Origin of the sequence: Pseudomonas sp. ok272, from assembly GCF_900109995.1 — a bacterium.
GTDB lineage: Bacteria > Pseudomonadota > Gammaproteobacteria > Pseudomonadales > Pseudomonadaceae > Aquipseudomonas.
Map to the genome: position 1 here is coordinate 15,917 of NZ_FOCB01000021.1, position 26,095 is coordinate 42,011.

23 protein-coding genes, 1 tRNA gene and 1 pseudogene are annotated in these 26,095 nt (G+C 59.0%); 21 read left to right on the plus strand and 4 right to left on the minus strand.

The window, feature by feature from the left end; translation table 11 throughout:
* The first annotated feature begins 133 nt into the window (after positions 1 to 133).
* Positions 134 to 223 (plus strand) — tRNA-Ser (locus BMW74_RS22435).
* 133 nt (positions 224 to 356) lie between these two features.
* Here the strand turns inward: BMW74_RS22435 and BMW74_RS22440 are convergent.
* Positions 357 to 653, minus strand: a pseudogene (locus BMW74_RS22440) (site-specific integrase); the annotation flags it as partial.
* A gap of 455 nt (positions 654 to 1,108) precedes the next feature.
* Here BMW74_RS22440 and BMW74_RS22445 point away from each other — a divergent pair.
* The 7 genes from BMW74_RS22445 (at position 1,109) to BMW74_RS22475 (ending at position 7,500) form a co-directional block, all read left to right on the plus strand.
* Entirely contained in the window at positions 1,109 to 2,089 is a 981-nt protein-coding gene (locus BMW74_RS22445; RefSeq protein WP_093426322.1) for a quinone oxidoreductase family protein, read from the plus strand.
* A 13-nt stretch (positions 2,090 to 2,102) separates the two neighbouring features.
* Entirely contained in the window at positions 2,103 to 2,951 is an 849-nt protein-coding gene (locus BMW74_RS22450; protein WP_093426323.1) for a TauD/TfdA dioxygenase family protein, read from the plus strand.
* Positions 2,952 to 3,038: 87 nt separating this feature from the next.
* Positions 3,039 to 4,091 (plus strand): beta-keto acid cleavage family enzyme, encoded by a 1,053-nt coding sequence (locus tag BMW74_RS22455; RefSeq protein WP_093426324.1) that lies wholly within the window; start codon positions 3,039 to 3,041, stop codon positions 4,089 to 4,091.
* Between the two features lie 91 nt (positions 4,092 to 4,182).
* Entirely contained in the window at positions 4,183 to 5,514 is a 1,332-nt protein-coding gene (locus BMW74_RS22460; protein WP_093426325.1) for an MFS transporter, read from the plus strand.
* Positions 5,511 to 6,173 (plus strand): DsbA family oxidoreductase, encoded by a 663-nt coding sequence (locus BMW74_RS22465; protein ID WP_093426326.1) that lies wholly within the window; start codon positions 5,511 to 5,513, stop codon positions 6,171 to 6,173. Before BMW74_RS22460 ends, BMW74_RS22465 begins: the two co-directional genes overlap by 4 nt.
* Positions 6,170 to 6,493: a Rieske (2Fe-2S) protein gene (locus BMW74_RS22470; RefSeq protein WP_093426327.1), complete on the plus strand. Its 324-nt coding sequence runs from the start codon at positions 6,170 to 6,172 to the stop codon at positions 6,491 to 6,493. The genes BMW74_RS22465 and BMW74_RS22470 overlap by 4 nt, the downstream gene beginning before the upstream one ends.
* Positions 6,490 to 7,500, plus strand: a complete 1,011-nt coding sequence (locus BMW74_RS22475) for a YeiH family protein (RefSeq protein ID WP_093426328.1) — start codon at positions 6,490 to 6,492, stop codon at positions 7,498 to 7,500. The genes BMW74_RS22470 and BMW74_RS22475 overlap by 4 nt, the downstream gene beginning before the upstream one ends.
* A gap of 228 nt (positions 7,501 to 7,728) precedes the next feature.
* Here the strand turns inward: BMW74_RS22475 and BMW74_RS22480 are convergent, their stop codons facing one another.
* The gene (locus BMW74_RS22480) at positions 7,729 to 8,763 is read right to left on the minus strand and encodes an AraC family transcriptional regulator (protein ID WP_093426329.1); all 1,035 of its coding nucleotides are present in this window, start codon (positions 8,761 to 8,763) and stop codon (positions 7,729 to 7,731) included.
* Positions 8,764 to 9,118: 355 nt separating this feature from the next.
* On the opposite strand from BMW74_RS22480, the gene BMW74_RS22485 reads away from it, so the two are divergent.
* The 8 genes from BMW74_RS22485 (at position 9,119) to tnpB (ending at position 20,984) form a co-directional block, all read left to right on the plus strand.
* On the plus strand, positions 9,119 to 9,685 hold the full coding sequence (locus BMW74_RS22485; protein ID WP_093426330.1) for an RBBP9/YdeN family alpha/beta hydrolase: 567 nt from the start codon (positions 9,119 to 9,121) through the stop codon (positions 9,683 to 9,685).
* A 128-nt stretch (positions 9,686 to 9,813) separates the two neighbouring features.
* The gene (locus BMW74_RS22490) at positions 9,814 to 11,817 is read left to right on the plus strand and encodes a DUF1302 domain-containing protein (RefSeq protein ID WP_093426331.1); all 2,004 of its coding nucleotides are present in this window, start codon (positions 9,814 to 9,816) and stop codon (positions 11,815 to 11,817) included.
* Positions 11,818 to 11,858: 41 nt separating this feature from the next.
* Positions 11,859 to 13,217, plus strand: a complete 1,359-nt coding sequence (locus BMW74_RS22495) for a DUF1329 domain-containing protein (protein WP_093426332.1) — start codon at positions 11,859 to 11,861, stop codon at positions 13,215 to 13,217.
* A gap of 149 nt (positions 13,218 to 13,366) precedes the next feature.
* A complete protein-coding gene (locus BMW74_RS22500; protein WP_093426333.1) occupies positions 13,367 to 14,440 on the plus strand; it encodes a WD40/YVTN/BNR-like repeat-containing protein in 1,074 nt (357 codons plus the stop codon).
* A gap of 31 nt (positions 14,441 to 14,471) precedes the next feature.
* On the plus strand, positions 14,472 to 16,994 hold the full coding sequence (locus BMW74_RS22505; protein ID WP_093426334.1) for an efflux RND transporter permease subunit: 2,523 nt from the start codon (positions 14,472 to 14,474) through the stop codon (positions 16,992 to 16,994).
* Positions 16,995 to 17,001: 7 nt separating this feature from the next.
* Complete coding sequence (locus BMW74_RS22510; protein ID WP_093426335.1) at positions 17,002 to 18,780, plus strand: acyl-CoA dehydrogenase C-terminal domain-containing protein; 1,779 nt, start codon at positions 17,002 to 17,004, stop codon at positions 18,778 to 18,780.
* Between the two features lie 39 nt (positions 18,781 to 18,819).
* Positions 18,820 to 20,463 (plus strand): fatty acid--CoA ligase, encoded by a 1,644-nt coding sequence (locus BMW74_RS22515; RefSeq protein WP_093426336.1) that lies wholly within the window; start codon positions 18,820 to 18,822, stop codon positions 20,461 to 20,463.
* 350 nt (positions 20,464 to 20,813) lie between these two features.
* Positions 20,814 to 20,984: an IS66 family insertion sequence element accessory protein TnpB gene (tnpB, locus tag BMW74_RS25840; protein WP_139208454.1), complete on the plus strand. Its 171-nt coding sequence runs from the start codon at positions 20,814 to 20,816 to the stop codon at positions 20,982 to 20,984.
* Between the two features lie 17 nt (positions 20,985 to 21,001).
* Here tnpB and BMW74_RS22525 read toward each other — a convergent pair whose 3' ends face one another.
* Positions 21,002 to 22,012, minus strand: coding sequence for a zinc-dependent alcohol dehydrogenase family protein (locus BMW74_RS22525; RefSeq protein ID WP_093426337.1), 1,011 nt, complete (start codon positions 22,010 to 22,012; stop codon positions 21,002 to 21,004).
* Positions 22,013 to 22,195: 183 nt separating this feature from the next.
* Between BMW74_RS22525 and BMW74_RS22530 the strand changes: the two genes are divergently transcribed.
* Positions 22,196 to 23,095, plus strand: a complete 900-nt coding sequence (locus BMW74_RS22530; protein ID WP_093426355.1) for a LysR family transcriptional regulator — start codon at positions 22,196 to 22,198, stop codon at positions 23,093 to 23,095.
* A gap of 367 nt (positions 23,096 to 23,462) precedes the next feature.
* A complete protein-coding gene (locus BMW74_RS22535) occupies positions 23,463 to 23,798 on the plus strand; it encodes a hypothetical protein (protein WP_093426338.1) in 336 nt (111 codons plus the stop codon).
* Positions 23,799 to 23,806: 8 nt separating this feature from the next.
* On the opposite strand, the gene BMW74_RS22540 is transcribed toward BMW74_RS22535, so the two are convergent.
* Complete coding sequence (locus tag BMW74_RS22540; RefSeq protein ID WP_093426339.1) at positions 23,807 to 24,001, minus strand: hypothetical protein; 195 nt, start codon at positions 23,999 to 24,001, stop codon at positions 23,807 to 23,809.
* 394 nt (positions 24,002 to 24,395) lie between these two features.
* On the opposite strand from BMW74_RS22540, the gene BMW74_RS22545 reads away from it, so the two are divergent.
* From BMW74_RS22545 to BMW74_RS22555, 3 genes are all read left to right on the plus strand, one after another.
* The gene (locus BMW74_RS22545) at positions 24,396 to 24,755 is read left to right on the plus strand and encodes a glycine zipper domain-containing protein (RefSeq protein WP_093426340.1); all 360 of its coding nucleotides are present in this window, start codon (positions 24,396 to 24,398) and stop codon (positions 24,753 to 24,755) included.
* Positions 24,756 to 24,994: 239 nt separating this feature from the next.
* Positions 24,995 to 25,666: an HAD-IA family hydrolase gene (locus BMW74_RS22550; protein WP_093426341.1), complete on the plus strand. Its 672-nt coding sequence runs from the start codon at positions 24,995 to 24,997 to the stop codon at positions 25,664 to 25,666.
* A 1-nt stretch (position 25,667) separates the two neighbouring features.
* Positions 25,668 to 26,093 (plus strand): hypothetical protein, encoded by a 426-nt coding sequence (locus BMW74_RS22555; RefSeq protein WP_093426342.1) that lies wholly within the window; start codon positions 25,668 to 25,670, stop codon positions 26,091 to 26,093.
* Positions 26,094 to 26,095: the final 2 nt, after the last annotated feature.

Below are 26,095 nucleotides of genomic sequence, written 5' to 3' on the forward strand. Positions count from 1 at the left end.
GCCCTGCCAGCACACCCACCCGAACGGACAAGTGGCTTAAGCGCATGAAAATTCTGAAAAAAATAATTGCCATCAGAAAAGGTTTCGACTACATTAGCGCGCCTCGACAGACAGAACATGTTTGAAGAGATACGGTGAAGTGTCCGAGTGGCTTAAGGAGCACGCCTGGAAAGTGTGTATACAAGAAATTGTATCGAGAGTTCGAATCTCTCCTTCACCGCCAAATTTGAAACGACTAAACCCCTGAAAACGTTAAAGTTTTCAGGGGTTTTGTGTTTTCAGGGGGTCAAAAAAGGCCCATATGGGAACATCCATGGGAACACAGGCTGCTGGATTGCCAGCGTTCAACCCCCGGTTTACGGGACTTCGTCACCACCAGGTGGCTGCAAGCCCAGGGCGTGTTGCAGCATGCCAACAACGTCCGGTCCGTCCTCGTTGATCCAGGTGCCGTAGTGCTGCCGGATCATGTTCGCGCTTGTATGGCCCATCTGCTCGGCGATCCAGTCGATTGAGGCCACCCTCGTAGTCAGCAACTGACTGGCGTAGGTATGCCGGCATTGGCCAGGCCCGCGATAGCGAACCCCGGCCGCATTCAAATGAGCTTTGAAGAACCTGTCCCTCACGACAAAGTCGCTGACGTGCGGCAGACCGCTTTGTAAGCGTTCCATGAACCCCACATTTGTTGGCGCCAACGCCGCGTTTATCCAATGTCCGAGATATCACTGACCCAATCTGATTCCTTGCGAAGCATTGTCTGTGCTGGACGTGTGCCGATTGGAGGTGGGGCAGTCCTGCTTCGGCACATGGGTCAGTTCAGCGTCAGCGCCAACAACGGCCCTTAACACTGTCGAACAACCCGCAGCTCGAGGAGCAACGCGGGGATGTCATCGGCTTGTACCTGGCCTTGGAACGCTAACTGCCTGGGCTGCCTCCGGGGATTGGTCATATCCAAACAAAATCCCATGACTATTCCCCAGCCCAGGTAGCTGTCACGAAATGAAAAGCCATTGTCGTCTGATGAGAAGCGGCTCGTCAGACCGCGTCCTACAGTCCAGTCAGCGCAAATCGACGCTGCACGCAAACCTTGCAGACTGGAGAATAAGAAAACATGGCCAAAGCCGTACGCTTCTACGAAACCGGTGGTCCCGAAGTCCTCCGTTATGAGGAGGTCGAAGTTGGCGAGCCTGGGCCAGGCCAAGTTCGTCTTCGTCATGTGGCGGTTGGCCTGAATTATGCCGACACCTACTTTCGCAATGGCACTTACCCGATCCCGATGCCCAATGGCATGGGAGTTGAAGCTTCCGGTGTGGTCCAAGCCATTGGCGAGGGAGTTACCAACGTACGCGTGGGTGATCGCGTCACCTACACCGGTTTTCTCAATACATTGGGTGCCTACAGCACCGAGCGTCTGATCCCGGCCGCGCCGTTGATCAAGCTTCCGGAAACCATCAGTTTCGAGACCGCCGCGGCCATGACCATGCGCGGCCTGACGTCGTCGTACCTGATGCGCCGCATCTACGACTTCAAGCCCGGCGACAGCATTCTGCTGCACGCCGCTGCCGGTGGTGTGGGGCTGATCGTTTCACAGTGGGCCAAGCTGCTCGGCCTGAACGTTATTGGCACCGTGTCCACTGATGTCAAAGGTGAAATTGCCCTGGCCCATGGTTGCGACCACGTTATCAACTACAGCCACGAAGACGTCGCCCAGCGCGTACGTGAATTGACCGACGGTGTCGGCGTTAACGTGGTGTTCGACAGTGTCGGCAAGAATACCTTTATGGGTTCCCTGGATTCGCTCAAGCGCCGCGGTCTGATGGTGTGTGTCGGTACGGCATCTGGTCCGATCCCTGCGTTTGATCCGGTCCTGCTGGCGATGAAAGGCTCGCTGTTCCTGACCCGCCCGGCACTGGCCGACTACATTGCCGATCCTGCGGAAAAAGCCGCCTTGGCTGACGAGTTGTTCGACCACGTCGGCAGCGGCCGGATCAAGATCGAGATTAACCAGCACTACGCCTTGCAGGATGCCGTACAGGCCCATCGCGACCTGGAATCACGCAAGACCACGGGCTCGTCGATTTTCGTCATTTAAGGAGCCGCGAGCCATGAAAATCGAACAATTGACCTGCAATATTGGCGCCGAACTGATTGGGGTTAACCTCGCCGACGCGGTGCATGACGACGGTTTGTTTGCCGAGATTCGTGCCCAGTTGCTCAAGCACCGAGTGGTGTTCCTGCGCGATCAGGACATCACGCGTGCCGAGCATGTGGCCTTCGCCCGGCGCTTCGGTGAGCTGGAAGATCATCCGGTGGTCGGCAGCGATCCTGACCATCCGGGGCTGGTGCGCATCTACAAGAGTCCGGACCAGCCAGTGGACCGCTACGAAAACTCCTGGCACACCGACGCGACCTGGCGCGAAGCACCGCCGATGGGGTGTGTACTGCGTTGCGTGGAGTGCCCTCCGGTAGGCGGCGACACCATGTGGACCAACATGGTCGAGGCCTACGCGCGCTTGCCGCAAGACGTGAAGGTAAAAATTGCCGACCTGCGTGCCCGCCACAGTATCGAAGCGAGCTTTGGCGCCGCGATGCCTATCGAAAAGCGTCTGGCACTCAAGGCCACGTACCCGGATGCCGAGCACCCGGTGGTGCGCACTCATCCTGATACCGGGGAAAAGGTGCTGTTCGTCAACGCCTTTACCACCCACTTGAGTAACTACCACACCCCTGAGCGGGTGCGCTTCGGCCAGGATGCCAACCCGGGCGCGAGCGAGTTGCTGCGCTACCTGATTAGCCAGGCGTACATCCCCGAGTACCAAGTGCGCTGGCGTTGGAAGCCCAACAGCATCGCCATCTGGGACAACCGTAGTACCCAGCATTACGCCGTCATGGATTACCCGTCGTGCCATCGCAAGATGGAGCGTACCGGGATCATCGGCGACAAGACCTACTGATCGACTCCTTCTGCATTCGTACTCGTAAAAACGTCTGCCCGGCACGATCCCGGGTGGGCGGAACAATCATAAGAACAGGAGTAAACCATGCAATTCTTAGACGATTCGCTGCACCCGGAAAACATGGAAAAAGTGGTCATCACCGTGGCCCCGTATGGCCCGGAATGGATGCCCGAAGACTTCCCCGAAGACATCCCGCTGACCATGGATGAGCAAGTTCAGAAAGCGGTCGAATGCTATGAGGCCGGTGCCACCGTACTGCACCTGCATGTGCGCGAACTCGACGGCAAAGGCTCCAAGCGCCTGTCGAAGTTCAACGAGTTGATCGCGGGTGTGCGTGAAGCCGTGCCCGACATGATCATCCAGGTTGGCGGTTCGATTTCCTTCGCCCCGGAAAGCGATGGTGAAGCGGCCAAGTGGCTGTCGGACGATACTCGCCACATGCTGGCCGAGCTGACGCCAAAACCGGATCAGGTGACGGTGGCGATCAACACTACCCAGATGAACATCATGGAGCTGTTATACCCCGAATACCTCGAGGGTACTTCTCTGGCCAATCCGATGATCCAGGCTGCCTACAGCGAAATGACCGTACCGGCCGGCCCGGCCTGGGTTGCCGAGCACCTTAAGCGCCTGATGGACAACGGTATTCAGCCGCACTTCCAGTTGACCGGCATGCACGCCATGGAAACCCTTGAGCGCCTGGTGCGCAGGGGCGTCTACAAGGGACCGTTGAACCTGACCTGGATCGGTATCGGCGGCGGTTTCGACGGCCCTAATCCGTTCAACTTCTTCAACTTCATCCACCGCGCACCGGACGGCTGCACCCTGACCTCCGAGTCGCTGCTCAAGAACGTGCTGCCGTTCAATACCATGTCAATGGCCATGGGCATGCATCCGCGCGTGGGCAATGAAGACACAATCATTGATCACAAGGGCGATCGTTTCGGCTCGGTTGCGCAGATCAAACAAACCGTGCGCATCGCTCATGAGCTGGGTCGCGAAATCGCCACCGGCAAAGAAGCCCGCGAGATTTACCGCATTGGCGTCCAGTACCAGAGTATCGAAGAAACGCTGCAGGCCAACGGTATGGCCCCCAACCGCAAGGCTGGGCAGAAAGGTGTGCCGCGACGCGGCTGACTGGCAGTTGGGGGGAGGCCGATGACCTCCCCCCTGTGGCAGGTGCAACACGCTTGATAACAACAATAAAACAAAGCTTTGAGGAGGCTGCATGGCCTTTCACCCAATTGCTGCGGACGATGACGACTGCGGTAGCGTCGGCGTTGCGCGCCAATATGCCTGGATCGTCTTTGCACTGACGTTCGGGTTGTTGATTTCCGATTACATGTCACGCCAGGTTCTGAACGCGGTATTCCCCATGCTCAAGGGCGAGTGGGTCCTGAGTGACGGTCAGCTCGGTCTGCTCAGTGGTGTGGTCGCCCTGATGGTTGGCCTGCTGACATTTCCGCTGTCGTTGCTGGCGGATCGCTTCGGCCGGGTCAAGAGCCTGGCGCTGATGGCCCTGCTCTGGAGCCTGGCCACGCTGGGCTGCGCGTTGGCGCAGGACTACCAGCAGATGTTCATTGCACGATTCATGGTCGGCGTTGGCGAAGCGGCGTACGGCAGCGTCGGCATCGCGGTGGTGATTTCAGTATTTCCCAAACACATGCGTGCCACGTTGACGAGTGCCTTTATGGCGGGCGGCATGTTCGGTTCGGTATTGGGCATGGCGTTGGGCGGTGCAATAGCCGCCAAACTGGGCTGGCGCTGGGCGTTTGCCGGTATGGCGCTGTTTGGTCTGCTGTTGGCGGTGCTTTACCCGATCATCGTCAAGGAAGCGCGCATCGCTCCGAAGCGTGTTGTGCAAGCAGTGAACAAGGCGACTGCGGCGGTCAAGCGCCCACTGTGCACCCTGTGGTCCAGCCCCTCGGTGATCGCGGCCTACATCGGCAGTGGTTTGCAATTATTCGTCGGTGGCACCGTGATTGTGTGGATGCCCAGCTACCTCAATCGCTATTACGCCATGGCCACGGACAAGGCGGGCGGTGTCGCGGCGATCATTGTGCTGTGCAGCGGTGTCGGGATGATTCTGTGCGGCATGCTCAGCGACCGCCTGTGTCGTCATTCGCCGGAGCGTAAGGTGGCCTTGGCCATCGCGTATTGCCTGGGCAGTTGCCTGCTGTTGTCGGCGGCGTTCGCATTGCCGGCAGGTCCTGCGCAACTGCTGTTGATTTGCCTCGGCATGCTGATCGCCGCAGGCACCACCGGCCCGGCCGGGGCGATGGTGGCCAACCTGACTCATTACTCGGTCCACGGCACGGCGTTTGCCACGCTGACCCTGGCCAACAACTTGCTCGGGTTGGCGCCTGGGCCTTTTATCACTGGCAAGGTGTCCGACGTGATTGGCCTGCATGCCGCGTTTCAGTTGGTGCCGCTGGTGAGTCTCGCGGCAGCGGCGGTGTTCTTTTATGCCAAGTGTCATTACCACAAGGACATTGCTCGGCTTCAGGGCGAGCGGGTCCACGATTCGATCGGAAAAGCGGTATTAGAGGTGAAGGTGTGAGTGGTCGTTTACGTATTGATGTGTTCTTCGATTTCATCTGCCCTTGGTGTTTGATCGGCAAACGTCAACTGGAGCGCGCACAAGACCTGCTGCGTATTCAGCAACCCGACGTGGAAATCACCACAGTGTGGCATGGGGTGCAACTGTTGCCTCACCTGCCGGTGCAGGGTGAACCCTTTGCCGATTTTTACCTCAACCGTCTGGGCAGTGCCGAAGCGGTAACGATGCGTCAGGCCCAGGTACAGCAGGCTGCGGCGGCGGTTGAGTTACCCATTGATCTGAGCCGCATCGTCACCATGCCCAATACGGCTGACGCCCATCGTCTACTGGCGCGGGTCAGCGTGCAGGGCAATGCTGCGCAGCGAGATGCCTTGCTCGAACGTCTGTTCGCAGCCTACTTCCAGAACGGCGAAGATATCGGTTGCCGTGAGACCTTGATCGCCATCGCCCGCTCGTGCGGCTTCGATGCTGACGCGGTGGCTGACTGCCTGCAGGGTGACGCCAGTCCCTTTGTCGGCACCTGCGGCGCAGCCAACGGCGTACCCAGTTTTCAGTTCGATCGGCGATTGACGGTGGTAGGGGCGCAGCCAGCGCAGGCATTGTTGGACGCCATGTGCGAAGCCTTGCTGGAAAGTGCCCGAGAGCGTCAACCGACATGACCCGGCGTATTCCGGTGCCACCCAGAAAACTCCCGCAGGTGGGTGGTCGTGCACTGTTCGAGTTCGAAGACAAAAGCCTGGCGTTATTCAACGTCGAAGGTGATGTGTTCGCCATCGACGACAGTTGCCCGCATCAGGGCGCCTCGTTATGTGGCGGGCGCCTAGAAGGGCGGGTGATTCAATGCTGCGCCCATGGGCTGCGCTTTGATCTGCGCAGCGGCTATTTGCTCAATTCCAGCGCTATCAAAGTCGTCAACTACCCGGTCGAAGTTATCGACGGCCAGGCATTCATTCTTGTTTCCGAGGAGTCCGCGCCATGAGCGCTATTGCTCTGAGCCGTATCCACAGCCGTACGCGCGAATTGGCGCCAGGCTTTATCGTCAGCCTGATCGTTGCGGCCGCCGCCTCGTTTTTGTCCGAGCACTACGGGGCGCCGGTGATGCTGTTCGCCTTGCTGCTGGGCATGGCGCTGAACTTCCTCGCCGGCGACGGCGTCTGCAAGGCCGGCATCGAGTTCACCGCACGCTCTGTGTTGCGTATCGGCGTGGCGCTGTTGGGGATGCGCATCACCCTTGAACAGATGGCAGCGCTGGGCTGGAAGCCTGTGGCGCTGGTGGTGATTCTGGTGGTGGTGACGATCAGCGTCTCGGTGATTGCGGCCAAGGCCCTGGGCTTTCAGCGTTTGTTTGGCATGCTCACAGGTGGCGCGACCGCTATTTGTGGTGCATCGGCCGCATTGGCGCTGGCGGCGGCATTGCCCAACCATCCGCAGAAAGAGCGCGCGACCCTGTTCACGGTGATCGGTGTGTCGGCGCTGTCGACCCTGGCGATGATCGTGTACCCGATGATTGCCAACTGGCTGTCGTTGTCGCCACAGGTGGCCGGGGTGTTCCTCGGGGCGACCATCCACGATGTGGCCCAGGTCGTTGGCGCCGGTTACAGCATGTCGACCGAGACCGGCGACACGGCCACGGTGGTCAAGTTGATGCGCGTCGCCATGTTGCTGCCGGTGATCGTCACCGCCGCCATGATCACCCGTATGCAAGGCGCCGACCCGACCGGCAAGCGGCCGCCGTTACTGCCGTGGTTCGCCGTCGGCTTTCTGATCCTGGCCTGTATCAACAGCACCGGATGGATAGCCCCGGCGGTGCAGGGCTCGGTGAATGAACTATCGCGTTGGTGCCTGGTGGTTTCGATCAGTGCGCTGGGTATGAAAACCCAACTCAAGGAACTGGCGGCGGTGGGCATCAAACCGATCCTGTTGATGGTGGGGGAGACGGTGTTCCTCGTCGTGCTGGTGCTGCTGTTGCTGCACTGGGGTTTCTAGACTCAAGCCAAGTACGAACCCCGTGGGAGCGAGGTCGAACGCAAGTTTCAGGTTCGGCCAACACCCCCTGTAGGAGTGAGCTTGCTCGCGATGAGGCCGGTACATCTGCCTGATAAGCCTTCAGGCAATGAATGCGGGGGATGGCCGTGTCACGACAAACGCTACCAATAATCCGTTGCGCACGTTATTGCCTGCGTCAGTAACAGATTACTCGAAGGTTCGGCTGGCTCAGGATTCGTTGGAGGCAGACAGGGGTTTTGAGTGTGTTGGCTTTTGTGCACGCCAGGCGGCTGGCGGCATGCCGAACTGGCTGATGAACCAGCGGGTAAACGAGCTGGCCATGGAATAGCCGAGCATGTCCGCGATCCGGCCCAACGAGTAATTCGGGTTTTCCAGATAGCGCAGCACCAGGTCGCGGCGCACGTCGTTGATCAGGTCGTTGAAGGCGCAGCCGTCGTCTTTGAGGCGACGTTGAAGGGTGCGAACGTTCATGCCCTGGGTCTGGGCGATTTGCTCGATGGTGGCGCGTCCCATCGGCAACAACAGGTAGATCGCTTTACGCACCTCGAACAGCATCGAAGGGCCTGCGTCGCCCAGCAATGAGTCTAGGTAACTCTGGGCGTAGCGCGCCATGGCCGGGTCGGCATTGGGGTTGGTCATGTCGAGGCTCGCGTCGGAGCAGACAATGCCATTGAACTCGCTGCCAAACTCCAGCGTGCAACCAAACAGGCGGCGATGCAGTTGCAGGTTGTCGGGGGGCTGGTGCGTAAAGTTGACGCTGTAGGGATGCCAGTGGCTGCCGAGCAGGGCGGAGCACAGGCGGAACATGACGCCGACTGCCAGCTCGGTGGCTTGTCGGCTGGGCATCGGTGATTCCGTCACCACCTCCTCGCGAATGATCACCATCTTACCGGCCTCTTCAATGAGGATGGCCAGTGAGTCGTTCATCAGATGTCGGTAATGCACCACGACCTGCAAGGCGTCGCGCAGCGTGCGTTGGTGGCTGAGCAACAGGCTGACCACGCCGAAGGCCGAGAGATGGCGTGACTCGGCCATGCTCAGGCCGAAGCTCTGACAGCCACTGGCGATGGCCGAGTCCTCCAACAGACGCACGGCGGCGTCGATGGGTATGCGCTGTTCGGGTGCCTGTAGTTGGGCCCTGGTCAAGCCGGCGTCAGCCAGCACATCGCGCGGGTTAAACCCCAGGTACTGGGTGACCTCCAGGTAGTTGGTCAAGACAGCGGCGCGAACAAGCTTGGTCATGCGAAGTCTTTCCTGGGCCGATGGTGATTCAAATGAGCAGGGCGACTATATCCAGCACATCGGCAATTGAACAGTTACGACGTTACCCCGTGCACTCGACCACGCGGGTCAAAAATCACCTCCATTGCAGTGGCCCAATCGACGCTCACCCGTTGATGACAGTGACCTGCACCGAATCGGCGGCGTTTTTTGGCCAAAGCTTTCGGAGCACCAACACCTGGAAATTTGTCATGAAAAGAAAAGTGCCTGACGTCCAATGAAAAGCGCCTCGTGTGGGCGCTCTTTAATGTCAGTCCTACAAAAAGCCCCTGGCGAATAGAGCCAGTCGAGTCATCGAGAAAGCGAAGGTGTTGAAGTGGAAAAACTGCAAACTGTCGCAACCGTTCTGATCGTACCGGGTCTGCGCGAGCACGTTGCCGAACATTGGCAAACGTTGCTTGAAGCCAGGCTGTGCAAGGTGCGCAGTGTGCCGCCGCTTGAAACCGACAAGCTCGACTGCCATAAGCGGGTCGAGGCGATCCAGCACGCGCTGGAGCAGATCGACGGGCCAGTGATTCTGGTCGCCCACAGCGCTGGCGTATTGATGGTCGCGCATTGGGCGGCGCGGCATCGTCGGCCAATCAAGGGCGCGCTGTTGGCCGCTCCGCCCGATCTCGATGCCCAATGGCCGCAAGCCTACCCCTCCACTGAAACCCTGCGCACCCAGGGCTGGGATCCTCTACCCAAGGGCCCGCTGCCGTTTCGCAGTGTGCTGGCCGCCAGTACCAACGACTACCTCGCCAGTCTGGAGGCGGCCGCTCGCCTGGCGGAAGGCTGGGGCAGTGAATTGCTCAATCTGGGCGAAGTTGGACATCTCAATCCTGCTGCGGGCTATGGGCACTGGCCACAAGCCGAAGCACTCATCCTTGAACTGGATCGCTAATTCAGGCGCCGGTTGGTGCTAACCAACCGGTATTTGCCCTCACTCCTGAAAAACGTAAACCCCTGGAGCAAAGGGGTACGCGAGGGCGGCTGCGCTTAAAACAAATAAAAAAAGGCGGAGACAACGCAATGCACAACAATAAGAGTCACGGATTCTCACCCTCACGTTACACCTTGTTGGCCTCGGCCATTCTCGCGGCAGCCATGCCGGCAGCGCATGCGTTCGAGCTCGACACCGGCAACCCGGACTGGACCGCGCGCCTGGATAACACCGTGAAGTACAACTACGGCGTACGCACCGAAAGCGCCGACAAACGTATGTTGGGAACACCGAACAACAACGACGGCGACTACAACTTCCGAAAGGCCGGGACCAACATTACCAACCGGATTGACCTGTTGACCGAAATGGATGTGGTCTACAAGGAGCACATGGGCTTTCGTGTCAGTGCCGCCAGTTGGTACGACAAGGCTTATGAGAACACCGGCTCTAACGCCAATCCGTTCGTCAATGGCAACGATGCCAAGTCAGGCCTGATCGCCAACGACCCACGCCTTGCCGGCGTCACTCAGGACAATGTCGGCAACGGCAGTTCGCACCTGAGCAACTACGCGAAGCGCTATTACACCGGTCCGTCCGGCGAAATCCTCGATGCCTTTGTTTTCTACAGCACCGAAGTGGGGGAGGAGTCGTTGCTCAACGTCAAGGCCGGTCAGCACAACGTGTTTTGGGGCGAGACCATTCTCAACCCGGTGCACTCGATCAGTTATGGCCAATCCGGCCTGGACTTGGCCAAGTTGGCGGCCTCGCCGGGCACAGAGGCCAAGGAACTGTTCGTACCGCGTAACCAGTTGTCGATGTCGTTCACCGTCAATCCCGAGCTGACCGTGGGCGCCCAGTACTTCCTTGATTGGGACGCCGCTCGCCTGCCTGAAGCCGGTAGTTTTTATGGCGGTTCCGATCTCGTGGGTTTTGGCGCGCAGTCGTTCCTGCTGGGCAACACCAATGCCGTGGTGCCGGGCAGTCCGCTGGGCTGTGGTTTAGCACCGTGCAACGGGCTGACCAACGTGCGTCGCGGCCATGACCTGACGCCGGGCAGCAGCGGTGACTGGGGCGTGATGGCCAAGTGGTCGCCCGCATGGCTGGACGGGACCCTCGGTGTTTACTACCGCGACACGTCGGACATCCTGCCCCAAGCCTGGCTGAATGCCACCGGGATCAGTTCGGCCAACCCCAATGGCACCCGACCAGCAGGGCAGGTGCCAGCGGTGGTCAACACGCTTAATTCGCTGAGCACCAGCACCTACCAACTGGCCTATGCCGACCACATTCAGATCTTCGGCCTGAGCCTGTCCAAGGACGTGGGCGGCGTGAGCGTGGGCTCGGACCTGAACATTCGACACAACATGCCGCTGTCCAGTATTCCGGCGATTGTCAGCTCCACCAGCCCCTTGGGATTGGGCGCTGGCCTTGGGTTGTTGCCGGCCCGTACGGCCGCCACCGGCATCGTTTATGACACCCCGAGTCGGGGCGATAGCATGAGTGCCACCGGTGACACCTTGCACTGGACGCTCAACGGCTTGATGTCTTTCTCGAAAACCCCGGTGTTCGATTCGGCCGGCCTGCTGGCCGAGCTGTACTACAGCAATTTGCTCAAGCTCGATAGCAAAAACGAAGCGCTCTACAAGGGCAAAGGCACCTACCGCGGCATCGACGCGCCAACCCGCGACAACTGGGGCATTGCGGTCAACTTCATCCCGACTTGGTACCAGGTGTTCCCAGGGGTCGATCTCAACGCACCGATGTCCATCAACATGGGGCTCGCCGGTGTGTCGCCGGTGTCCGGTGGCGGTGCCAAAGACACCGGTAACTATGCCGTGGGCGTGGGGGCCGTTGTGTACAACAAATACTTTGTCGACCTGAAGTACGTGGACTCCTTCGGCAAATCCGATAAGTGCAACGACAGTGGTGTGAGTACCGGCCCGAACGGCGGTGACGGCCCTTCACCCAACGCCTTTAGCGGTAACGAAAACTACGCCTGTTACGCCGGTGGCTACTCGGCCTTCTCCGGAGGTGGTGCCACGACTGAGGACCGTGGTGCCGTTTACCTGACGATGAAAACCACTTTTTGATTCACCACGGGCTTACTCAATGTAAGCAGGAGAATAACAAGATGAAGTTTGTACAAACCGTGTTGGCCGCTTCGCTGGCGATGGTCATTGCAGCCCAGGCTCAGGCCGCTGTATCGGCTCAGGAAGCCGCCAAGTTGGGCGCCAGCCTGACGTTGGTCGGCGCTGAAAAAGCCGGCAACGCTGATGGTTCGATCCCCGCGTATGACGGTGGCCTGACCACGCCGCCGGCCAGTTTTAAAGCCGGAGACAGCATGCGCCCGGATCCTTTTGCCAACGAAAAACCGGTGTTGGTGATCGACGGCAAAAACGTCGATCAGTACAAGGGTTTGCTCAGTGCAACCACGGCGGAACTGGCCAAGCGTTTCCCGAGCTTCCACGTCAATGTCTACCCGACGCACCGTACGGTCTCGTTGCCAAAAGCCGTGCTCGATAATGGCGTGAAAAACGCCACCGGCGCCAAGTCCCTCGAAGGCGGGTTGGCCATCGACAACGTATTGCCTGGCGTGCCGTTTCCGATTCCGCAATCGGGTAACGAAGCCATGTGGAACTTCCTGCTGCGCTATCAGGGGGTCAGCATCAGCTCCAAGTACGACTCCTGGAACGTCGATTCCGCTGGCATTCCGAGCCTGGCAATTACCGGGCAGGCGTACATTTCCTATCCGATCTACGAGAACCTGGCGCAGCCGATCAGTAGCACCGATGTGTACTACCAGATGAAGCTGTCCTACACCGGCCCCGCGCGTCGCGCGGGTGAGGCGATCATGCTCAAGGACGCCGCCAACCCGTTGCAGCAACCGCGCCGCGCCTGGCAGTACTTGCCAGGTCAGCGTCGCGTCAAACTGGCACCGAGCCTGGCCTACGACACGCCTAACCCGGGTACAGCCGGCGCCGGCACCTACGACGATGTTTTTGTGTTCAACGGTGCTCTGGACCGCTACGACTGGAAACTGGTGGGCAAGCAGGAAATGATCGTGCCGTACAACACCTACACGTTGACCTACGCGCTGGATCCCAAGTCGCTGGCCACCGCCAATCACCTGGCACCGGATTACGTGCGCTGGGAAAAACACCGCGTCTGGGTAGTCGAAGGCAACCTCAAGCCCGGCGCCCGACACATCTATCAGAAGCGTCGCTTCTACCTCGATGAAGACAGTTGGACCGCTCTGGCTTCTGACCAGTATGACGCCCGTGGTCAGCTGTACCGTGGCTCGTTCGCGTTCCTCAGCCAGAGCTACGACAAGCAAATCCCGGACTCTACGCCCTTCATGATCTACGACCTGGTCGGTGGCTCCTACAACATCAACGGCGTGGTCGGGCCTTACGGCGGCATCAAGTACATCGATCCGCTTTCCAAGGCGCAATGGTCGTCGGAGTCCCTGGCAGGTAGCGGGATTCGCTAAGCAAACCGTGACAAAGCGTCCGCTTGGTTCGTTGCCGGCAAGGTAGCGGACCGCACAACGGTCGGTGTAAACCGATCGTTTCGGGCGTCAGGTTTGAACGTCAGGCACACGGACGTGTGCCCCGGCGCGGTTTTCGAAGAGGATGCGGTATGTGTTCGCACAAAAATTATTTCAGGCTAGCGCTCGGCGCTCTGCTTGCAATGTTGCAGGGATTCAGTCAGGCATCCAGTTATGTCGACGTGCTGGATCTGCCAGCCAGGGTCAGCGCCTTGGCGGTCAGCAGCCCGTTATCGGGCATGACCCGCGCCGGCGATCGCCTGGTCGCCGTCGGCCAGCGTGGCCACATTCTGTTTTCCGATGACACCGGCAAACACTGGCAACAGGCCGCTGTGCCGATCAGTGCAGACCTCAATGCAGTGAGTTTTCCTTCTGCCTCCCAGGGTTGGGCGGTGGGTGGCGACGGCGTGGTACTGCACAGCAGCGACGCGGGCGCGACCTGGCGCAAGCAACTGGACGGGCGCGAGATCGGCGACTTACTGGTCCAGCATTACAGCGCGTTGGCCAGTGCAGAACCGGGCAACGAGCAATGGCCGCTGCTGGTCGCCGAAGGTCAGCGGCTGGTGGCGCAGGGTGCCGACAAACCCTTGCTGGATGTCTGGTTCGCCAACGACAAACTCGGCTATGTGGTTGGTGTGTTCAACCTGATCCTGCGCACCGAAGATGGCGGCCAGAGCTGGACACCGTTCCAGGATCGCACCGACAACCCGCAAGGCTTTCACCTCAATGCCATCGCCTCCACCGGCGACGCGCTGTACATCGCCGGCGAGCAAGGCCTGTTGCTCAAGTGGGATGACGCGGGGCAGCGCTTTGCCGCCGTACAGACACCCTATCAAGGCAGTTTTTTTGGCGTGCTCGGCAAACCTGGGGAAGTGCTCGTCTACGGCTTGCGCGGCAATGTGCTGCGCAGCACCGATGGCGGTCTCAGTTGGGCTCACCTGGAGAGCGGCCTGCACTTCAGCATCACCGCCGGCATCGTCGATGCCCATGGCAATTACCGCTTGTTCACCCAGGGCGGGCAGATGCTGGTCAGTCAGGGCACCGGCCCGCAACTGCATCTGGTTCAGCAACCGGCACCGACGCCGGTAGCCGGCGCCACTCAGTCTGCCGACGGTGCGCTGGTGGTGGTTGGTAGTCGTGGTGCACGGACGCTTTCCGTTGAATAAGCCCTCGAACCCTTAGAGCGAGTACCCAGACATGGGCAATATCAAACAAGAAGCCATGCCGGTGATCCGCGATCTGCGTGACTTTGACCGTCATTCCGGCAATCGGCTGGAGCGGTTGGTGTTCAACTACCGTCCGCTGTTCATGCTGCTGATGGCGCTGACCACCGTGATGCTGAGCTTTATGGCGGTGACCCGTCTGGAGCTGCGCCCCAGTTTCGAGAAAATGATTCCGCAGAGCCAGCCGTACATCCAGAACTTCCTGGAGAACCGCCAATCGCTGCGCGGTTTGGGTAACTCGGTGCGGGTGGTGGTGGAGAACACCCAAGGCGATATTTTCGACCCTGGCTACCTGGACGTGATTAAGCAGGTCAACGACAAATTGTTCCTCACTGAAGGCGTCGACCGCGCCTGGATGAAGTCGTTGTGGAGTCCGGCGGTGCGCTGGACCGAAGTTACCGAGGAAGGCTTCCAGGGCGGCCCGGTGATGCCCGATACCTATTCAGGCAAGCCTGAAGAAATTGAACAGCTGCGCCAGAACATTTCCCGTGCCGGCATCGTCGGCAGCCTGGTGGCCAGCGACTACAAGTCGAGCATGTTGATCGTGCCACTGCTCGACAAGGCCACCGCCAGCGGTCAACGCCTCGACTATCACGCCTTCTCGCAGATGCTCGAAGAGCAGTTGCGCGACAAGATCGAATTCGCCGGTGACAGCGCCGCGCGCAAGGCCGCAGAGGAGGGCAAGGGCCCGTATAAGGTGCGGGTGATCGGTTTTGCCAAACTGATGGGCGACCTGATCGACGGGTTGATTCAGGTGATGATGTTCTTCGGCCTGGCCGTCGTCACGTCGCTGATCATCATTTACGCGTACACCCGCTGCGTACGTAGCACGTTGCTGGTGGTTGGCTGCTCGCTGATCGCGGCGGTCTGGCAACTGGGTATCGTCGCCTGGCTGGGTTATGCCATCGATCCTTATTCGGTATTGGTGCCGTTCCTGATTTTTGCGATTGGTGTATCCCACGCGGCGCAGAAGATGAACGGCATCATGCAGGACATCGCCCGCGGCACCCACAAGCTGATCGCCGCACGCTACACCTTCCGGCGCCTGTTCATTGCCGGGGTCACCGCGCTGCTGGCCGATGCCGTCGGGTTCGCGGTCCTGATGTTGATCGACATTCCGGTAATCCGCGACCTGGCGGTCACCGCCAGCATCGGTGTGGCGGTGCTGATTTTTACCTCGCTGTTGCTGATGCCGGTGGCGCTGTCTTATGTCGGCGTCGGTGCCAAGGCTGCCGAGCGTGCGCTGAAAATCGACACGCGCGCGGAGGGTCATAAAGGCTTCGGCAAACTGTGGGACATGCTCGACCGTTTCACCACGCGCAAGTGGGCCACGGGGGCAGTATTGGTTGCGCTGCTGATGGGCATCGGCGGCTTCATGATCAGCCTGCATTTGAAGATCGGCGATCTGGAAAGTGGTGCACCGGAATTGCGTGCCGACTCGCGCTACAACCGTGATAACGCCTACATCACCAGCCACTATGCGCTGTCCAGCGACCTGTTTGCGGTGATGATCAAGACCGCGCCGGAAGGCTGCCTGAATTACAAGACGCTGATCCTTGCCGACCGGTTGGCTTGGGAGCTGCAACAGGACCCGGGCGTGCAAGCGACGACTTCGCTGGTGAACGCGGTGCGCCAGATCACCGCGGGCACCTATGAGGGTAACCCCAAGCTCAACAGCATCCAGCGTAATCAGGACGTGTTGAACTATGCCGCGCAGCAAGCCTCGGTCAACTCCCCGGAGTTGTTCAACAACGACTGCTCGCTGATGCCGGTGATCGCCTTCCTCAAGGACCATAAGGCCGAAACCCTGAATGCGGTGGTCGGCATTGCCGAAAAATTCGCCCAGGAGAACAACAGCGATGATCGCCAGTTCCTGCTGGCGGCCGGGTCGGCCGGCATTGAGGCAGCGACCAACATTGTGGTGCGCGAGGCCAATCGCACCATGCTGCTGTACGTCTATGCGGCGGTGACGCTGTTCTGCCTGATCACCTTCCGCAGTTGGCGCGCGACGCTGGTCGCGCTGTTGCCATTAGTCCTGACCTCGATCCTGTGTGAGGCCTTGATGGTGGTTATGGGCATTGGCGTGAAGGTTGCGACCCTGCCAGTAATCGCCTTGGGCGTGGGGATCGGTGTGGATTACGCGTTGTACCTGCTCAGCGTGCAGTTGCATTACCAGCGTCAGGGCCTGCCGTTGAGTCAGGCTTACCGCAACGCCGTGTCGTTTACCGGTCGGGTGGTGGGCTTGGTGGGCATCACCCTCGCGGCGGGCGTGGTGTGCTGGATTTGGTCGCCGATCAAGTTCCAGGCGGACATGGGCATCCTGCTGACCTTCATGTTCCTGTGGAACATGCTCGGTGCGCTGATTCTGATTCCGGCGCTGTCGTATTTCCTGTTGCGTGAAAGGGTGCCGATTGTACAAGCCCCTGAAGCGCAAGCAGCTCCAACCCAAACCACTGAACGTCCCGGCATGCCACATGCCCTGGCCACTTCCGAGTAAGTCAAGAATGTCTGATTACAAAGCTCCTTTGCGCGACATGCGCTTCGTACTCAACGAGGTTTTCGAGGTGTCCCGGCTATGGGCCGGGCTACCTGGCCTGGCCGAGGTGATCGATGAAGAAACCGCCGCTGCCATCCTCGAAGAAGCCGGCAAGATCAGCGGCGAAGTCATCGCGCCCTTGAACCGTGCCAGCGACGAACAAGGTTGCACCTGGAGCAACGGCTCGGTTCAGGCGCCGGACGGTTTTGCCTCGGCGTACCAGGCGTTCGCCGAAGGCGGTTGGGTGGGCGTTGGCGGTGATCCGCAGTTCGGTGGCATGGGCATGCCCAAGGCGATTTCGGCGCAGGTCGAGGAGATGGTCAACGCGGCCAGTCTGTCGTTCGGCCTGTACCCGATGCTGACGGCCGGCGCCTGCTTGTCGATCAATGCCCACGCCAGTCAGGAACTCAAGGAGCGCTACCTGCCAAACATGTACGCCGGCATCTGGACCGGTTCGATGTGCCTGACTGAAGCGCATGCCGGTACCGATCTGGGCCTGATTCGCACCCGGGCCGAGCCTCAGGCCGATGGCAGCTACAAGGTCAGCGGCAGCAAGATTTTCATCACCGGTGGTGAGCATGACCTGACCGAAAACATCATCCACCTGGTGTTGGCTCGACTGCCGGATGCACCTGCCGGCCCCAAGGGGATTTCCCTTTTCCTGGTGCCCAAAGTGCTGGTCAATCCTGACGGCTCGCTGGGCGAACGCAATGCGCTGTCTTGTGGTTCCATCGAACACAAAATGGGGATCAAGGCCTCCGCTACCTGCGTGATGAACTTTGACGGGGCCACGGGCTGGATCGTCGATGCGCCGAACAAGGGCCTGGCGGCGATGTTCACCATGATGAATTACGAGCGTCTGGGCGTGGGTATTCAGGGGCTGGCGTTGGGCGAGCGTTCGTACCAGAACGCCGTCGAATACGCCCGTGATCGCCTGCAAAGCCGCTCGCCGACCGGCGCGCAGTACAAAGACAAAGCTGCCGACCCGATCATCGTGCACCCGGACGTGCGGCGCATGCTGTTGACCATGAAAGCCTTGAACGAAGGCGGGCGGGCGTTCTCCAGTTATGTCGCCCTGCAACTGGACACCGCCAAGTACAGCGAAGACGTGACAACCCGCCACCGCGCCCAAGAATTGGTGTCGCTGTTGACCCCGGTGGCCAAGGCGTTTCTCACCGACATGGGGCTGGAAACCACCGTGCATGGGCAGCAGGTTTTCGGCGGTCACGGCTACATCCGCGAATGGGGCCAAGAGCAATTGGTGCGCGACGTGCGCATCACCCAGATCTACGAAGGCACCAACGGCATTCAGTCGCTGGACCTGGCGGGGCGAAAGATCGTCGGCAGCGGCGGGGCGCTCTACCGGTTGTTTGCTTCAGAAATCCGCAACTTTACCGCCAACGCCCGTGCTGAGTTGGGCGAGTTTTGCAGGCCATTGAACGCCGCCGTGGACACCCTCGACGAACTGACCGCGTGGTTGCTGGATCGCGCCCAGGGCAACCCGAATGAAATCGGCGCCGCCTCGGTCGAGTACCTGCACGTGTTCGGCTACACCGCGTATGCCTACATGTGGGCATTGATGGCCAAGGCAGCCTTGGGCAAACAGGCCGAGGATGACTTTTACGCCAGCAAACTGGGTACCGCACGCTTCTACTTCGCCCGCCTGCTGCCGCGTATCCATTCGTTGAGCGCGTCGGCAAGGGCTGGCAGCGCATGCCTTTACCAACTGGATGCGGCGCAGTTCTGACCGTTGAGCCAACGCAAAAAAGGACCAGGAACCATTACCATGATGGCGACAAAAATAATTCCGCCCGCCGACGGCGCCTATGCCTATCCCTTGCTGATCAAGCAATTATTACTGTCCGGGGTGCGCTACGAGCCGGGTCGGGAAATCGTCTATGCCGACAAACTGCGCTACAGCTACCAGACCCTCAACCAGCGTATCCGCCGCCTGGCCAACGCCTTGACCGCTGCCGGGGTCAAGGCCGGTGACACCGTGGCCTTGCTCGATTGGGACAGTCATCGCTACCTGGAGTGTTTTTTTGCCGTGCCGATGATCGGCGCCGTGCTGCACACCGTGAACATTCGTCTGTCACCGGATCAGGTGCTCTACACCATGAACCACGCCGAGGACGATCTGGTGCTGGTGCATGATGATTTTCTGCCGCTAGTTGAACAGATTCACGGGCAGCTCAAGACCGTCACAGGCTACCTGCAACTCACGGACGACACGGCAAGCAACACGTCGTTACCCGTGCTGGGGGAATACGAGCAGCTACTGTCCCTGTCGGCAGACCAGTACGAGTTTCCCGATTTTGATGAAAACTCCGTAGCGACCCTTTTCTACACCACCGGCACCACCGGCGATCCGAAAGGCGTGTATTTCACCCATCGCCAGTTGGTCCTGCACACTCTGAATGCCGTGGGCACCTTGGGGGCTTATCAGGGCCTGCCGCTGCTGCGCTCAGATGATGTGTACATGCCCATCACACCGATGTTTCACGTGCATGCCTGGGGGGTGCCCTATGTCGCCACCCTGATGGGACTCAAGCAGGTGTACCCCGGTCGTTACGAGCCCAACACGCTGGTAAGGCTTTTTCGCGAAGAGAAGGTTACGTTCTCCCATTGCGTGCCGACCATATTGCAAATGATCCTGGGCTGCGAGGAAGCGAGACAGACCCGTTTCGATGGCTGGAAAATGCTCCTGGGGGGCAGCGCCCTGACACTGGGTACGGCCAGCGAAGCAACAGCCAAAGGCATTCACGTATACAGCGGCTATGGGATGTCGGAAACCTGTCCGCTGCTCTGCGTGACATACCTGCGCGATGAGGAACTGAAACTGTCCACCCAGGCCCAGTTACCCATTCGCATCAAGACCGGGATACCGGTCCCGATGGTCGATCTGAAAATCATTGATGCCAGCGGCAATGATGTGCCCCACGACGGTGAGTCCCAGGGAGAGATCGTGGTGCGTGCACCCTGGCTGACTCAAGGGTATTGGAAGGAGCCGGAAAAGGGCGCCGAGTTGTGGAGCAACGGTTGGATGCACACCGGCGATATGGCCTCTATCGATGCCTTGGGCGGGGTAGAAATCAAAGATCGAATCAAGGATGTCATCAAGACGGGAGGAGAGTGGATCAGCTCTCTGGAACTGGAGAGTCTGATTAGCGAGCACACGGCGGTTATGTCGGTAGCTGTCGTGGGTATTGCCGATGAACAATGGGGCGAACGCCCCATGGCTCTGGTGGTGTGCGAGGCGGGGCAGTATCTCGACCGCAAGATGCTGGAGGCGCATCTTCAGGCGTTTGTCGAGCGTGGCCGCATCAACAAATGGGCGATCCCCAAACAGTTCAAATTCGTCGCCGAGATCCCTAAAACCAGCGTCGGGAAGATCAACAAGAAGCTCATCCGGGAAAATGAATTGAGCTGAATGTACCAAGCGCCCGATGTGATGCATCGGGCGTTTGGGTGAAGCAGGGTATCCGTCTGGCGAAGTCATCTACCCTGCACCGCAAAGCCAAGATATGGTGTGCACTTAAATTTAGGTGGACACCAGTTCTAGCCTTTTAAGCGGGTATTTCATGCAGCCACAACGACGTTCCTACTCCAAATCCTTCAAGGCCCAAGTCATTCAAGAGTGTGCCCAGCTCGGCCATGATCTGTCTCGAAATCCCACCCCCACGCGGTACCGTCAACGTTAGCTGGCCGACCGAAAGCGCGGCTGTCTGCGCAACCTTTTTGCGAGAGCTGTTGCGATGATCCGTATCGACTCCATCTGGCTTGCCACCGAGCCCATGGACATGCGCGCCGGCACCGAAACCGCACTGTGCTTATCTGTTTGCCAACCGCCGCGCCAATCGCATGAAAGTGCTGGTGCACGATGGGCTGGGTATCTGGCTGGCGGCCCGCCGCCTGACCGCGCATATTTCAATGCGCAAATTTGCGGCGTAACTCCAAGCGGTTTAGTCCTACGCGATTTTGATTACTACCTTACCAAAGGCGCCTCTGGCCAAATGTTCGTACGCTTCGCGTGCTTGATCGAATGGATACACGTGGTCGATTACCGGGCGAATCTTGTGCTCATTCAGGAATTCGTTCATTCGGTCAAATGATGAGCGTGGAGCAACGGCTATGCCGCGAATCGTTGTTTGTCGGAAAATCATAGGCATCAAGTTCAGGGCAGAGGTTTGGCCTGTCAGAAAGCCGATCTGTGCGATACGTCCACCTGCCTTTGTTGCCGCAATCGATTGATTGATGCCGTCACCGCCTGCCACATCCAGCAGGAGATCCACGCCCTTGCCGTCAGTGAGCTTCAGAACTTCCTCTGCCCACTCAGGGGTAGTGCGATAATTCACACCAGCAACAGCGCCCAGTTTTTTTACAGCTTCCAGATTGGTATCACGGCTGGAGGTGACGATAACCTTGGCTCCCAAAGCTGTGGCAATTTGTGCTGCAAAAACAGAAACACCTCCAGATCCCTGAACCAAAACGGTTTGGCCGGCCTCGATCTGGCCATAATCGACGAGCGCATACCACGCCGTCAGCGCAGCAATTGGAAGGGTCGCAGCTTCCTCATCTGACATGTTATCGGGGGCACGTACCGCGCTGTCTTCATGGATGATCATGTATTCCGCCAGACCACCAGGCAATGGCGAGCCGAAGCAGTAGTTGGGTTCATCAGGCCCAGGCATGCCCTCCAACCAACGTGAGTAGAGGTGTGAGTTGACCCGATCTCCGATAGCGAAGCGGCTGACACCATCACCAACGGCCACGACAGTCCCCGCCGCATCGCTGACGGGGATCAGCGGCTTGGGCACCATGTGAGGTTCATAGATGCCGTCAACGATGGCCTTGTCCCGGAAATTGAGTGATACAGCGCCTACTTTAACCAGCAGTTCACCAGCTTGGGGCACGGGGGTTTCCGTTTCGCCCTGCACCAGATTATCCAAGCCGAAATCTTTCAGAAGCCACGCTTTCATGTTCTGTCTCCAACAATTTTGAATGTGCAGGGGAGGAAAGCTCCTCCTTTACGCTGAGGACATTGTTGAGGTTTCGCGGCTCTAGATAAATGTGCAGAAACCAACAGGATTGTTATCCTGATCAGCAACAATCATCCAGTTAACACGCTTCCCGAGAAGAGACTTATGGAGCTTCTACAGTCGATGCAAGTATTCGCCAAGCTAGCGGAGTTGGGGAGCTTCACCAAAGTCGCTGAGGCAATGCAGGTCGGACGCCCGCACGTCACACGCACCATTCAGGATTTGGAAGCCTCGCTGGGTGTCCGTCTGTTCCAACGCACTACGCGTAAAGTGAAACTGACTGCTGAGGGCGAGCGGTTTTACGAACGCGTCAAAGAGATTTTGGCAACCATCGCAGAAACCACTTCCATGTTCGACCGTAGTGGATCGACGTTGCGAGGACGGCTTCGAATTGACATCCCCACCGCATTTTCCCAGCACAGCTTCATGGAAAGCCTTAGGAGATTTACCGAGGCATTTCCCGAAATCGAGCTTGCGCTAGGCGTGACCGACCGTACGGTAGATCTCGTAGCCGAGGGCATCGACTGTGTATTGCGAATTGGTGACCTCCCGGATTCAAGCATGGTGGCTAGAGAAATCGGCACCGCCACCATGGTGACCTGTGCGTCTGCAGGTTATCTCCAAGCCTGCGGGGCACCCAAAACCCTACAAGATCTAGTAGACCACCAATGTGTCAGCTTCCTTTCCGGTCAAAATAACAGACCGCTGCCTTGGCACTTCTCGGTAGACGGCGAAGATCGTCCACATACGCCTCATGGTGGAATCACCGTGAATGAGTCGAATGCCTACGTTCAATGCGGTGTTGCAGGCTTCGGCATTGTTCAAGCTCCTGGAATTACCGTTCAGACATTCCTCGCAAGCGGAGAACTGGTTGAAGTGCTCAGGGCATTTCGTCCAAAGCCTCGCCTGGTTTCCGTGCTTTATCCAAGCAGAACGCATCTTGCGCCTCAGGTCGACGCATTTGTGGATTGGCTGAAGGAACATTTTCCTGTGCTACACCCCAATTGGTTCACAGCGCACTAACCTTCGCTCATAGGCTGACTCCGCACCAAAACGGGCTGGTGCAAGATGTGTTCGGCAGACGCTTACGAAACAGGCGTAAACCCGCTTTAGGCCTAGCGAGATGCAACAGGCATGGCGGCTACTTACGTATTGCCAGTGGATGGTCTAGCGATCATGGCATCCGTATTTTCGTCTTGCGGTAGGCCTCGCACCGTGGACCGGCGGGAGATGACGGCAAGGCGCGAATCGGGGACTTTGTGTTTCCAGCAGCTAACCTTCAAGTAGCGGACAGGCGACGAAGTGCCAGGATGAATGTTGAACCCGCGCAGAGTCTGGCTCTCTATGGGATGTGAGGCTACATTTCTTTCTTTGACGACAAGGAACACTTATGCGGACGTGGTCAGTGGCACTTGCGGGCCTGCTGTTGGCTGGGTGTTCATTGCCGGCATCCCTGGTGCCGGGCGAACCCAATTACAGCAAGGTGTCGGACAAGCCGCCCAAGGAACTCGCTGCGTGCGTTTTTCCGGTCTGGCAGCGCGAAGTACCGAAAACCACCCAGGTTTCGATCTCCAATGGGATGAGGATCCACGCGCCGGGCGTGATCACGGCCGATGAAATCCTGGACATCGTCAAGTACAAGGATGGCAGCCGTGTCTCCCTCTACGAGGGGCCACCCTGGGCCAAGACGACGGTGTTGAGAAACGCGGTACGTGATTGCCTGTGAGGCAAGGATCATTCGCCCACTTGTGTCTCACAGGCAAAATGATTGGTCTGGCGGTTTTTCGCGGTCAGGTCGTTCGTCAGCTTCCTGGCCGCCGCGAGGCATTGGATGTGAGCATCTTGCTGCACCCAATGTTCGACGGGAATCACCTGGCAATGGCTGCGCGATGCGTCGGCGCACAGGTAGAGCAGTAAAAATACCGTCATACAGACTCCTGTGCGTTTGGTTTCAGGTGCGGTGGCTTAGGTATGAGTATGTACCGCTCCCTCACTTCGGCCAGTGGCGCGGGGGTGATAATTCGATATGGGGCGACTCTCGCGTGCCCTCCGTTCGTCGACCGTTGTGGGTCTGAACGAGCGGGCCGTGACTGACGGGTTTCACGCTTCTTTCACAAGTGCCGACGTAGGCTCGGGTTATCCGTTAAAAGTAATCTTATGAGCCCGTTCCCCAGCGGGCTTTTTTTTTGCCTGCGATAAAACTTGGTGCACAAACGCTGTCCAACCCTCGCGGTTTGGCGGGGGAATGTGTCCTGGACTGAACTGTCTGCCGCCCCGAGCGTCCAACCGCTTACTATTCAGTAATATCTTTGAGGTTTATGTCATGCGTTTAACTCTGCCTGCTCTGGTTCTGGGCCTTCTGGTCGCTCAAGGGGCGATGGCCGCCGGTGATGGTACAGCGGCGCTCGGTGGTGGTCTTGGTGGTGCGTTGGGCAATGTGGTGGGGCAAAAGCTCGGCGGCAGTACCGGTGCGGTGATTGGCGCTGGCGTTGCCGGTGCGGCCGGCAGTGCGGCCGGTGCCCGTAAAGGCAATCGAACCAAGGCTGCTATCGGCGGTGGCGTGGGTGCGGCAGGTGGCTCGGTGATCGGCAAGTCACTGGGCGGCAAGAGTGGTTCCACTATCGGTGCCGGCCTTGGCGGTGCCGCCGGCGGTGCGGTAGGCAACAGCATGGGCAGGAAGTAACACCGACGCCTGCGCGTGTTGAACGGGAAGCCCGGCTTGATGCCGGGCTTTTTCATGGGCGCGGACCGGTGCTAGTACGCGGGCGGAGCGCTGAGGGCCTGCTCCGGCAAACAGTTGGCGCCTATCAACCTGGCTCGCTATGCTGGCGAATCCTTTAACCGATCGTCGTGGGGGCGATCAAGACGATGGCCAGCCCTGAGCCGTTCCCGGAATGCAGTGTTGATAACGGATCAGATGCGATGAACGCAGCGCGAGGTTTGGGCCCGATCAAGGCCGTGATTTTTGATATGGATGGTTTGCTGCTCGACACCGAGGGGATTTACACCGAGGTCACGCAGATCATTGCCCAGCGCTACGGCCGCACGTTCGACTGGAGCATCAAGCAGAACATCATTGGCCGCGGTGCCGCCGACCTGGCGCGCTATGTGGTCGAGGCACTGGACCTGCCCATCACCGCCCAAGAGTTTCTGGTGATCCGCGAGCCCCTGCTGCGTGAGCGGTTCCCCCATGCGCAGGCCATGCCGGGGGCGCGTGAACTGGTCGAGCATTTGAAGGCCAGTGGTATTCCCATCGCCGTGGGCACCAGTTCTTCAAGCCAATCGTTCGCGCAAAAAACCGCGTTGCACGGTGAGTGGTTTGCGCTGTTCGACACCATTGTGACCGCCGATGATCCCGAGGTGGGTGCGGCCAAGCCGGCACCGGATATTTTTCTGGTCGCGGCGCGTCGCCTGGGGGTGGAGCCCAGAGACTGCCTGGTGTTCGAGGACTCACCTTTTGGCGTGACCGCCGCCAAGGCCGCGGGGATGACCGTCATCGCAGTGCCGGACGCCGCCATGGTCGATGAAAAGTACGTCCATGCCGACGGCATTCTGCGCAGCTTAAAGGCGTTCCAGCCTGATCGGGAGTCATGACATGCTCAAGGATGTTCCGTTTAGCCTCGCTGCTGCGCTGTTGATGATGGCAATGACGGCATGCACTCAATCCAAGCCCTCTGGTGGCGCAGCTTTAGCGTTGCCATCCCGTACCGCTGCACCGTCAGGTGAGGACGCCCGGCAGTTTTTCGCCAGAGGCAATGAGCCGTTCTGGGCAATCAAGACAAACGGATCGACATTGATTTGGCTAACCCCTGAAAATCCGCAAGGGAAACCACTCCGGGCCGATCAAGCTGTTTCGGCAGATAAGGTCGAGTACACGGGGAAAGACGCAGACAAGGCATTCGCTTTGCTCATCGTCCAGGCCCCCTGTGTCGACACCATGTCCGGAGAGGCTTTCAATTTCACGGCTGTCTGGACGTATGCGCAACAAAGCCACCACGGGTGTGCCGCGGGTGGGGAGTGACA

Bases quoted from the DNA above. Each gene is read 5' to 3' on its own strand.
- BMW74_RS22445 (WP_093426322.1), top strand. From the start codon at position 1,109: ATGGCCAAAGCCGTACGCTTCTACGAAACCGGTGGTCCCGAAGTCCTC.
- BMW74_RS22460 (WP_093426325.1), top strand. From the start codon at position 4,183: ATGGCCTTTCACCCAATTGCTGCGGACGATGACGACTGCGGTAGCGTC.
- BMW74_RS22535 (WP_093426338.1), top strand. From the start codon at position 23,463: ATGCGGACGTGGTCAGTGGCACTTGCGGGCCTGCTGTTGGCTGGGTGT.
- BMW74_RS22475 (WP_093426328.1), top strand. From the start codon at position 6,490: ATGAGCGCTATTGCTCTGAGCCGTATCCACAGCCGTACGCGCGAATTG.
- BMW74_RS22545 (WP_093426340.1), top strand. From the start codon at position 24,396: ATGCGTTTAACTCTGCCTGCTCTGGTTCTGGGCCTTCTGGTCGCTCAA.
- BMW74_RS22470 (WP_093426327.1), top strand. From the start codon at position 6,170: ATGACCCGGCGTATTCCGGTGCCACCCAGAAAACTCCCGCAGGTGGGT.
- BMW74_RS22515 (WP_093426336.1), top strand. From the start codon at position 18,820: ATGATGGCGACAAAAATAATTCCGCCCGCCGACGGCGCCTATGCCTAT.
- BMW74_RS22500 (WP_093426333.1), top strand. From the start codon at position 13,367: ATGTGTTCGCACAAAAATTATTTCAGGCTAGCGCTCGGCGCTCTGCTT.
- BMW74_RS22555 (WP_093426342.1), top strand. From the start codon at position 25,668: ATGCTCAAGGATGTTCCGTTTAGCCTCGCTGCTGCGCTGTTGATGATG.
- BMW74_RS22480 (WP_093426329.1), bottom strand. From the start codon at position 8,763: ATGACCAAGCTTGTTCGCGCCGCTGTCTTGACCAACTACCTGGAGGTC.
- BMW74_RS22530 (WP_093426355.1), top strand. From the start codon at position 22,196: ATGCAAGTATTCGCCAAGCTAGCGGAGTTGGGGAGCTTCACCAAAGTC.
- BMW74_RS22450 (WP_093426323.1), top strand. From the start codon at position 2,103: ATGAAAATCGAACAATTGACCTGCAATATTGGCGCCGAACTGATTGGG.
- BMW74_RS22540 (WP_093426339.1), bottom strand. From the start codon at position 24,001: ATGACGGTATTTTTACTGCTCTACCTGTGCGCCGACGCATCGCGCAGC.
- BMW74_RS22455 (WP_093426324.1), top strand. From the start codon at position 3,039: ATGCAATTCTTAGACGATTCGCTGCACCCGGAAAACATGGAAAAAGTG.
- BMW74_RS22510 (WP_093426335.1), top strand. From the start codon at position 17,002: ATGTCTGATTACAAAGCTCCTTTGCGCGACATGCGCTTCGTACTCAAC.
- BMW74_RS22505 (WP_093426334.1), top strand. From the start codon at position 14,472: ATGGGCAATATCAAACAAGAAGCCATGCCGGTGATCCGCGATCTGCGT.
- BMW74_RS22490 (WP_093426331.1), top strand. From the start codon at position 9,814: ATGCACAACAATAAGAGTCACGGATTCTCACCCTCACGTTACACCTTG.
- BMW74_RS22495 (WP_093426332.1), top strand. From the start codon at position 11,859: ATGAAGTTTGTACAAACCGTGTTGGCCGCTTCGCTGGCGATGGTCATT.
- BMW74_RS22525 (WP_093426337.1), bottom strand. From the start codon at position 22,012: ATGAAAGCGTGGCTTCTGAAAGATTTCGGCTTGGATAATCTGGTGCAG.
- BMW74_RS22550 (WP_093426341.1), top strand. From the start codon at position 24,995: ATGAACGCAGCGCGAGGTTTGGGCCCGATCAAGGCCGTGATTTTTGAT.